This is a genomic window from Pseudomonas sp. K5002, from assembly GCF_013386655.1.
Classification (GTDB): Bacteria; Pseudomonadota; Gammaproteobacteria; order Pseudomonadales; family Pseudomonadaceae; genus Aquipseudomonas.
Genome location: NZ_JACARK010000376.1, coordinates 1 through 9,116, shown reverse-complemented (window position 1 = coordinate 9,116; position 9,116 = coordinate 1). Strand labels below are relative to the sequence as shown.

Below are 9,116 nucleotides of genomic sequence, written 5' to 3'. Positions count from 1 at the left end.
GGACCTGGCCTCCGGCTTCGCCTTCGCGCCGCTGCCGGCCTTGGCCCGTGGCGACCTGGACCTGGTGGTGACCTCGGACCCGCTGGAGCTGCCGGGCATCACCTATGTACCGCTGTTCACCTACGAAGCCATGCTCGCCGTGGCCAACCAGCACCCGCTGGCGAACAAGCCGTACATCGTGCCCGAAGACCTGATCAGCGAAACCCTGATCACCTACCCGGTGGAGCGGGATCGCCTGGACATCTTCACCCGCTTCCTGGAACCGGCGGATGTAGAACCGGCCCAGGTGCGCACCTCGGAACTGACGGTGATGATGATGCAGTTGGTGGCCAGCGGTCGCGGCGTGTGCGGCATGCCCCATTGGGCGCTGCATGAATACAGCTCCCGGGGGTATGTGAAGGCCAAGCGGCTGGGGGAGAAAGGTTTGTTTGCCACGCTGTACGCCGGGATTCGCGCCGACATGCTGGACGCGCCGTACATGCGTGATTTTCTGCTGACGGCCAAGGACACCTCGTTTTCGACCCTGGACGGCGTCAGCGCCGTTCGCTGACCTGTAGCGGATACCTGTGGCGNNGCTGCGCAGCAGACCCAAAAATCCTGGGGCCGCTTCGCGCCCCAGCGGGAGCAAGCTCCCTCGCCACAAGATCAGGCAGGGATCAGAGAGGCGCGGTAGAACGGCAGAATCAAATCCCGGGTCAGCGGCGCAAGCTGCAAACCGCCGTCGCCCGCCGGGTCGATCCAGCACACCTCTTCAATCTCGGCAGCCGGTGTCACAGGCACGTCGATGTGCACCTGGAACAATTCGGCCTGCACCACGAACCCCGGCTCATTCGCCGCCGGCGCCGAGAACTGCCCAAGGTACACAGCCGCCTCCGGATCAACTCGCAGGCCCAGTTCTTCGTGCAGCTCACGGGCCAAAGCCTCTGCGGGTTGCTCGCCGGCATCGATCTTGCCGCCCGGCTGCATGAAGGCCTGGGTGCCGCGCTTGCGTACCAGCAGGGTCTGGCCGTCGCTGCCGATCAGCAGGGCGGCGGCGATGCGAATGGTGGAGGTCATGAAAAGGTCGCCTTGAATACAAAGGCGCAAGGATCCCATGAACCGGTCTCACCCCGAAAGCAGTGCCTCATCCGGCTCCTTGATGAACACGCTGTACTTCGCCCCTTCCATGGCCTCGAACGCAATCAGCTTGTCCACCAGCGGCAGGTTCAACACCTTGCCGGCGTTGAGCAGCAGCATGCCGTTGTCGGCGTTGAGGTTGCGCGCCAGCACCATGCCTTCGGCCAGTTCGCGGGTGGTCAGGACCTTCACCGACGGGTCGCCCAGGGTCACGTCACTGAGGAACGCGGCGCAGGCCTGGATGAAGTCCTCGACCATGTCCGGGTCGTAAAGGCGCCCGGCGTATTTGCGGATGTAGAGCAGCGCTTCGTCGCTGTTCATCTGCCGTTCGAGGATCAAGCCGCGTTGCAGTTCGATGAAGTCCACCGCCAGTTTCAACAGGCGCGAACCTACAGGTATTGCTTCGCCCTTGAGGTGGTCGGGAAAGCCGCTGCCGTCCCAGCGTTCCTGGTGATGGCGGATCAAGCGTGCCGCGTCTTTCATCGGTTCCAGGGTCATCAGCAACGATTCGCTCTGGGCCGGATACGCCCGGTACCGCTCACGGTAGGTGCTGTGCAGCAGGTCGCTGGGAGAGACCATCATGTTGTCGCTCCAACTCAACTTGCCGATGTTGTAGAGCGCGGCGGCCATAGTCAGGTCGCGATTGCTGGCCTCATCCAGGCCGCGGCCGTGGCACCAGGTGCGCACCAGCTCGATGATCTGCCGGTTGGTTTGCTTGGCTCGGGGCAAGCGCAGGTTGGCCAGCAGCGAGAACACTTCGGTGCCGGTGGCGTAGCTGTGTTTGAGTTCTTCGTAGGCCAGGTCGAGCATGTCAGCGGTTTGCTGCAGCTCGCTGGTGCGTGAGGCCACGCGTTTTTCCAGGCTGGCGTTGAGTTGCTTGAGTTCGTCGTTCTGCTGGCGGGTCAATTGCTCCAGGCGCAGGCGCTCACGCTCGGAGTGTTGATGGGCCAGGGATTGCCGCAACGCCAGCAGCAGTTCTTCGTCTTTCCAGGGTTTGCTCAGGTAGCGGTAGATCTGCCCTTCGTTGATGGCCTTGATGATCAGCGTCAGGTCGGTTTCACCGGTCAGCAGGATGCGCACGGTGTGCGGGTAATCATGGTGGATCTGCGCAAGCAGGGTGGCGCCGTCCATGTCCGGCAGGCGCGCGGCACTCATCACCAGGTCGACGGGTTGCTGCGCCAGAATCGCCAGCGCGTGAGCGGCGTCGGTGGCGCTGCATAATTCAAAGGGTTCCAGGCGCAGCAACTGCGTCAGGCGGTCCAGCACGTCCGGGTGTGCGTCAATCAACAGCACCACCGGGCGGTCGGGATTTGCGAAGGTCACTGACTCTCCCATGGGGCACCTCGTATAGCGTCGATGTGCGTGTCCTACGGTCAAGGTAACAGCCTCCTGGCCATTACCCAGCAGTTTAGTCGGTTTTTCTTTGCAGTGATGGCCTTGCGATATCACTTCGTCAGATAGGCATAAAAAAGGGCCACTTCATTGAATGAAGCAGCCCTGAGGTAACGCGCGGTGCATCACGCCTCGGCGGTTTTACCGGCCGAACCAAACGACGCAAATCGCTTGTTGAAGCCGGCGATGCGGCCTTCGGACTGGGTCTTGCGCTGTTGGCCGGTGTACACCGGGTGCGAGGCACTGGACACGTCCAGGAGTACGTAGGGGTAAGTGTTGCCGTCGCTGTGTTGTTGCGTACGGTCGGTTTCCACGGTGGAACCGATCAGGAAGAAAACGTCGGCGGCGGTGTCATGGAACAACACGGTGCGGTAGTCGGGGTGGATACCAGGTTTCATAAGGCCTCCGGGGCGTCTGGGTGAACATCAAGTGTTATACAGTAACACAAATGATGCACCCAAACGAGAACCGATTGCAATAAGAATAGACCCCGAGCTTCTATGCGGCTTCCTGGAAGTCCATTTCCGGGGGCTGCCGGGAGAAGCCCCGCGTCAGGAAACCCAGGTACACCAGGCCAATCGCCAACCAGCTCAGGCCCAGGTAAATCGCCAGGTGATCGAGGCTGACCATCAACCACAAATCCGCCACCAGGCCGATGGTCGGGAACACCAGGAACAGCACCAACTCCCGCAAACCGCGCTGCTTGGCACCGATCCAGTAGTGGAAGATCACCGACAGGTTCACCAGGCTGAAAGCCAGGAACGCACCGAAGTTGATGAACGAGGTGGAGGTGGTGACGTCCAGTCTCAACGCCAGTAACGCAACCACCGCGCACAGCAGGATGCTGTTGACCGGCGTACCGAAGCGCGCGTGCAAGGTACCGAAGAACGACTTGGGCAACACCCCGTCGCGCCCCATCGCAAACAGCAACCGCGAACCACTGGCCTGCGCTGACAGCCCCGAGGCGAACTGGCCGACGATCAGGCCGATCAGGAAGATCGACACAAACAGGTCGCCGCCAATGTTGCGGGCAATCTCGTAGGCGGCAGAATCCACGTCGGTGAACTCGAACGATGGGTGGGCGATCTGCACGAAGTACGACACACCGACGAAGATCAGCCCGCCGATCAGGGTGATCAGCATGATCGCCCGGGGAATCGTGCGGCGCGGGTCGCGGGTTTCTTCGGTCAGGGTGCTGACCGCGTCAAAGCCCAGGAACGAATAGCAGGCGATCGCCGCGCCGCTCATGATCAACGGCATTTGCATCTGGCCGTTGAAGAACGGGGTGATGGTCCACAGCGGCTTGCTCGCATCACCGCCGATGTAGTGGATGCACAGCGCGACGAAGGCGACCAGCACCAGGAACTGCACCAGCATCAGCAAGGCGTTGATGCCGTTGGCGAGTTTCAGGCCGATGATGTTGATCACACTGGTGACCCCGATAAACGCCAGTACCCAGACCCATTGCGGCACGGCCGGGAAAGCCGAATGCAGGTAGGCCGCGCCGATCAGCCAGATGGCCATGGGCAGGAACAGGTAGTCGAGCAACACCGCCCAACCGGCGATAAACCCAAGCTTGGGGCTGATGGCCTTGCGCACATAGCTGTAGGCAGACCCGGCCACCGGGAACGCCGAGGCCATGCGGCCGTAGCTCATGGCGGTGAAGAACATCGCCACCAGGGCGGCCAGGTAAGCGGCCGGGACCATGCCGGCGGTGGATTGCGCCAGGATACCGAAGGTGCCCAGGACAATGATCGGTGTCATATAGGCGATGCCAAACAGCACCACCGACCCTAACGACAGGGTGCGTTGCAAACGAGCCATGAGCGATTCTCCGCGCAATTATTAGATTTATGGCAGAACTGAAGTCGGTGCAGCGAACGCAATAATTTTTATGGTTGAAGCAGCTTTTTGGTGAAATGCAGCTTCTGTGGCGAGGGGGCTTGTCCCCCGTTGGGCTGCGAAGCGGCCCCAGAAAAAGCGGGAGCGCTTCGCACTCCAACGGGGGACAAGCCCCCTCGCCACAACAGCATCCTTGCCACGAGACCCGTGTCAGGGTTTGGGGATCAACAACTCCCGCGTCCCGTCCTCGCGCTCAATCACCTCCCCCGGCAATTTCAAGCGCTGGTCATCCAGGTAGCGATAGTCCTGTCGCGCCGCCGCCAGTTGTCCCAGGTCCAGTTCAACGCTGAACTGCCCTTCCCCGCGCCCGGCTTCAAACAGCAAGCTGCCGAACGGATCGACCAGCGCACTGCCACCGGCGAACATCAGGCCGTCGTCGCCCTCTTCCACTCGGTTGACCATCAGCGCGAACGCCTGGTTTTCCTGGGCGCGGGCCATGATCGCAGTGCGGTGGGTGGGGCCGTACGGGTCCATGTTGCCGTTGGTGACGATCAACACTTCAGCGCCCAACTGCGCCAGGGCCCGGGCGGTTTCCGGGAATTCGATGTCGTAGCAGATCAGCAGGCCCACGCGTACGCCGTTCCACACGCAGGTGGCGTAGCGGTCACCCGGGGTGAAGACGCCACGGTCCGAGGCCCACAGGTGGGTCTTGCGATAGCGCAGGGCGATGCCGTCCGGGGTGATCATCAAGGTGGTGTTATAGAATTGGCCCGCGTCGCTCTCGGCCATGCCGATCACCACGGCGATATTGCGCGCACGGGCGGCCTGGATAATCGTCTGCACGGTCGGGCCGTCCACCGGCTCGGCCACCTCGGCCACGGTGCCGGCGGTCGGGAAGCCCATCAGGTGGGTTTCCGGGAATACGACCAATTGGGTATCCGCCGCACACGCAGCAATTGCCGCCAACGCGCGCTCAAGGTTGTAAGCTGTGCCGTTATCGCGGCCTGCCAGCTGGGCAAATTCGACCTTCATGGTTATTCCTTGTTCTTTATCTGTGGCGCAGTATGCGCAGCCGCGAACACTCGGGAAATCACGCAGCCGGGTTAACCCTATGGGGGTAGATGCATGACATTGTCGCTGGAAGACATCGCCTGGCACCGTTCGGTGGGGCAGATGATAGACGCCCTGGACCAGCCGAATTTCTGGACGCAGCTTGTCCGGTTGCTGGACCAATATGTGCCGTTCGACAGTTGGGTGGTGTTGCTGTTCAGCAGCGAGCACAAACCCCTGGTGTTCGCCGAATGCCCGGGCCAGGACGGCGAACCCGACCATCTGTTCCAGGATTACCTCAACGGTTTATACCTGCTCGATCCCTTCTACATCGCCAGCCGCGAACACTCGCGCACCGGACTGTTTCGCCTGGCCGAAGTGGCCCCGGAGCATTTCGAGCTGACCGAGTATTACCAGCGCTACTTCCGGTTGAACGTGGTGGCCGATGAAATCCAGTTCAACTGCCAGCAACCGGACGGGCGAACCCTGTGCCTGTCCCTGGGCTCCAAACAGCGCTTTGACCCACAGCAGATTGCCCTGCTGTCGCTGATTCAACCGTGGGTACTGGGCTTGCTGCGCCAGCGCCTGCCCCATGAACTCAACCAGGTGAGCGCTCCGGAGCAGCCGATCCACAACGATGGCTGGGGCGCGCAACTCACCGCGCGGGAGCTGGATGTGGGCCGTTTGATGCTCAGTGGTTGCTCCAGCAAGGAAATCGCTCGTAAGCTGGAAATCTCTGTTGAAACCGTGAAAGTCCATAAGAAACACATGTACAGCAAGCTAGGGATCAAATCCCAGTCGGAGCTGTTCTCGATTTTTCTGCAGGCGCAAAACGCCTGATCGAGCCCTGTAGGAGCGAGCTTGCTCGCGAAAAACGTCAATGCACCGCGGTCATCCAGACAACCGCGCTATCGTTAACGACCTTCGCGAGCAAGCTCGCTCCTACAGGATAAAAACTAAGGAACCCTGTATGAGCCTGTCCTTGTTAAGCCGTTACGCGTTCTTTGCCGTCTGCGTCATTTTCACCCTCGCCAGCATGCCGTTTATCGAACACGAATGGCTGTGGCCGATCGCCGTGGTCACCGGCATCCTTAGCCTGATCGGCATTTTCGACCTGCTGCAAAGCCCCCACGCGGTGCGCCGCAACTACCCGATCCTGGGCAATATCCGTTACCTGGTGGAAGGCATCCGTCCGGAAATCCGCCAGTACCTGCTGGAATCCGACAGCGACGCCCTGCCCTTCTCCCGGGCCCAGCGCTCGCTGGTCTATTCCCGCGCCAAGAATGAAAGTGCCGACAAACCCTTCGGCACGCTGATCGACGTTTACCAGTCGGGCTTTGAGTTTATCGGCCACTCCATGCGCCCCGCGCCGCTGAGCGATCCCAGCGCGTTTCGCGTGATCGTCGGCGGCCCGCAATGCAAGCAGCCCTACTCGGCCTCGGTGTTCAACATCTCGGCCATGAGCTTCGGTTCGCTGAGCGCCAACGCGATTCGCGCGCTCAACCAGGGGGCCAAGCTCGGCAACTTCGCCCATGACACCGGTGAAGGCAGCATCAGCCCCTATCACCGGGAAAACGGCGGCGACCTGACCTGGGAGCTCGGCAGCGGCTACTTCGGCTGCCGCACCAGCGCCGGCCTTTTCGACCCGGAACGCTTCGCCGTGCAGGCGCAGAACCCGCAAGTGCGGATGATCGAAATCAAGATGAGCCAGGGCGCCAAACCGGGCCACGGCGGGATTCTGCCCAAGCACAAGGTGACCCAGGAAATCGCCGACACCCGCGGCATCATGATGGGCGAGGACTGCATCTCGCCGTCGCGCCACAGCGCGTTTTCCACTCCCATCGAAATGATGCACTTCATCGCCCAGCTGCGTGAACTGTCGGGCGGCAAACCGGTGGGCTTCAAGTTCTGCCTGGGCCACCCGTGGGAATTCATGGGCATCGCCAAGGCCATGCTCGAAACCGGCATCCTCCCGGACTTTATCGTGGTGGACGGCAAGGAAGGCGGCACCGGCGCCGCGCCGGTGGAGTTCACCGACCACATCGGCGTGCCGCTGCGTGAAGGCTTGTTGTTCGTGCACAACACCCTGGTGGGCTTGAACCTGCGGGACAAGATCAAGCTCGGCGCCAGCGGCAAGATCGTCAGCGCGTTCGACATCGCCAGCGTCCTGGCTATCGGTGCCGACTGGGCCAACTCGGCGCGGGGCTTCATGTTCGCCATCGGCTGTATCCAGTCGCAAAGCTGCCACACCAACAAATGCCCCACCGGGGTGGCCACCCAGGACCCGTTGCGCCAGCGCGCACTGGTGGTGCCGGACAAGGCCCAGCGCGTGTTCAACTTCCACCGCAACACGTTGAAGGCCCTGGCAGAAATGCTAGCTGCCGCCGGTCTCGACCACCCTTCACAACTGTCGGCCAAGCACCTGGTGCGGCGCATGTCGGCCACCGAGATCAAGCTGTTCTCGCAGTTGCATGTATTCCTGAAACCTGGCGAATTGCTCACCGGCGAAGTGAACGGCGAGTTTTATTCGCGCATGTGGCAGATGGCACGGGCCGATAGTTTTGAGCCGAATGAAATCGCCGCGGCCTGAGCCCGCACTGAACAACCCCGCTGAACCGGACCACCGAACGGCATCGTTGAAACAAGGAGCTTCACCATGCCGTTACTCGACTTCACCGCCCTTGCCGCCCAACAGCCGGACACCTGGAAATCCACCCGCGTGGGCCAGGTCGGCCCGGCGCGGATCAAGGTGCTGCGCATGGATGCACAGGCTTATGAAGAAGAAACCCACGACTACAACGAAGGGCTGTTGGTGATCGACGGCCTTTTGCGCCTGTCTATTGGCGAGGAGGCCATCGACGTCGGCGCCGGTCAGATGTACCTGGTTGAAGCCGGCATCGCCCACGCGGTACTCGCCGGCAGCCAAGGCACGCTGGTGGTCATCGACGTTTAAACAAAGCGATGAGACATTCAGCAAAAAACTCAGCTTTGCAATTGCTTACAAATACCGCCAACCTGCGCCCGCCCGACGTACGGCTCGACTGAAGCCGTCGTCCACTTGTCATTACTAAACCCCTTGTTCAAGAGCCCGCTGCCATGTTGAACGGACGCGACCCGCGCATCGATTTTTTTCGGGGCCTGGCGTTGATCTTTATTTTCTGGGATCACGTGCCCCACAACCCTCTGGGCCAGATAACCTTGCGCAACTTCGGTTTCAGCGACGCGGCGGAAGTCTTCGTGTTCCTGGCCGGTTATGCGGCCGTGCTGGCCTACGGCAAGATCCTGCAGCGCGACGGTTATCTGATCGCCTGCGTGAAGATCTGGCGGCGCACCTGGGTGCTGTACGTGGTGCACATCTTCCTGCTGGCGATGCTGATGGGCATCGTGTTCTTCGCCAACAGCCATGTGGAAACCCGCGACCTCGTTGAAGAGATGGGCCTGACGCACTTCGTCACTCATCCCCAGCAAGCCCTGGTGGATGAACTGTTGCTGCGCTTCAAACCCAACCTGATGGACCCGTTGCCGCTGTACATCGTGCTGCTGGGTTGCCTGCCGCTGGTGTTGCCGCTGCTGTTGCGCAAGACCTCGGCGGTGGTGGCTGTTTCGCTGGCGGTGTACTTGCTGGCCCCGCACCTGGGCTGGAACCTGGCGGCGATTGCCGACGGCGTGTGGTACTTCAACCCGGTGACCTGGCAGTTGCTGTTTGTGCTGGGCGG

At 61.4% G+C, this 9,116-nt stretch carries 10 protein-coding genes; 5 read left to right on the top strand and 5 right to left on the bottom strand.

Going from position 1 to position 9,116, the window contains the following annotated elements; genetic code table 11:
• The coding region (locus tag HX846_RS17930; protein ID WP_256739832.1) for a LysR substrate-binding domain-containing protein at window positions 1–550 on the top strand (550 nt) is incomplete at its 5' end.
• Between the two features lie 95 nt (window positions 551–645).
• On the opposite strand, the gene HX846_RS17925 is transcribed toward HX846_RS17930, so the two are convergent.
• From HX846_RS17925 to HX846_RS17905, 5 genes are all read right to left on the bottom strand, one after another.
• A complete protein-coding gene (locus tag HX846_RS17925; protein WP_008435540.1) occupies window positions 646–1,056 on the bottom strand; it encodes an NUDIX domain-containing protein in 411 nt (136 codons plus the stop codon).
• Window positions 1,057–1,104: 48 nt separating this feature from the next.
• Window positions 1,105–2,451 carry an HD domain-containing phosphohydrolase gene (locus HX846_RS17920; protein WP_023659212.1) on the bottom strand — a complete coding sequence of 449 codons (1,347 nt, stop codon included), beginning with the start codon at window positions 2,449–2,451 and terminating at the stop codon, window positions 1,105–1,107.
• 182 nt (window positions 2,452–2,633) lie between these two features.
• The gene (locus tag HX846_RS17915; RefSeq protein ID WP_003216453.1) at window positions 2,634–2,906 is read right to left on the bottom strand and encodes a type B 50S ribosomal protein L31; all 273 of its coding nucleotides are present in this window, start codon (window positions 2,904–2,906) and stop codon (window positions 2,634–2,636) included.
• Between the two features lie 100 nt (window positions 2,907–3,006).
• On the bottom strand, window positions 3,007–4,332 hold the full coding sequence (locus HX846_RS17910; RefSeq protein ID WP_003216451.1) for an APC family permease: 1,326 nt from the start codon (window positions 4,330–4,332) through the stop codon (window positions 3,007–3,009).
• A 228-nt stretch (window positions 4,333–4,560) separates the two neighbouring features.
• Window positions 4,561–5,382, bottom strand: a complete 822-nt coding sequence (locus HX846_RS17905; protein ID WP_178965819.1) for a carbon-nitrogen hydrolase family protein — start codon at window positions 5,380–5,382, stop codon at window positions 4,561–4,563.
• A gap of 93 nt (window positions 5,383–5,475) precedes the next feature.
• On the opposite strand from HX846_RS17905, the gene HX846_RS17900 reads away from it, so the two are divergent.
• The 4 genes from HX846_RS17900 to HX846_RS17885 form a co-directional block, all read left to right on the top strand.
• Window positions 5,476–6,240 carry a LuxR C-terminal-related transcriptional regulator gene (locus HX846_RS17900; RefSeq protein WP_003216446.1) on the top strand — a complete coding sequence of 255 codons (765 nt, stop codon included), beginning with the start codon at window positions 5,476–5,478 and terminating at the stop codon, window positions 6,238–6,240.
• 130 nt (window positions 6,241–6,370) lie between these two features.
• Entirely contained in the window at window positions 6,371–7,990 is a 1,620-nt protein-coding gene (locus tag HX846_RS17895) for an FMN-binding glutamate synthase family protein (RefSeq protein ID WP_003216444.1), read from the top strand.
• A 66-nt stretch (window positions 7,991–8,056) separates the two neighbouring features.
• Window positions 8,057–8,353, top strand: a complete 297-nt coding sequence (locus tag HX846_RS17890; RefSeq protein ID WP_178965818.1) for a cupin domain-containing protein — start codon at window positions 8,057–8,059, stop codon at window positions 8,351–8,353.
• A 143-nt stretch (window positions 8,354–8,496) separates the two neighbouring features.
• A partial coding sequence (locus tag HX846_RS17885; protein WP_178965817.1) for an OpgC family protein occupies window positions 8,497–9,116 on the top strand: 620 nt, incomplete at its 3' end.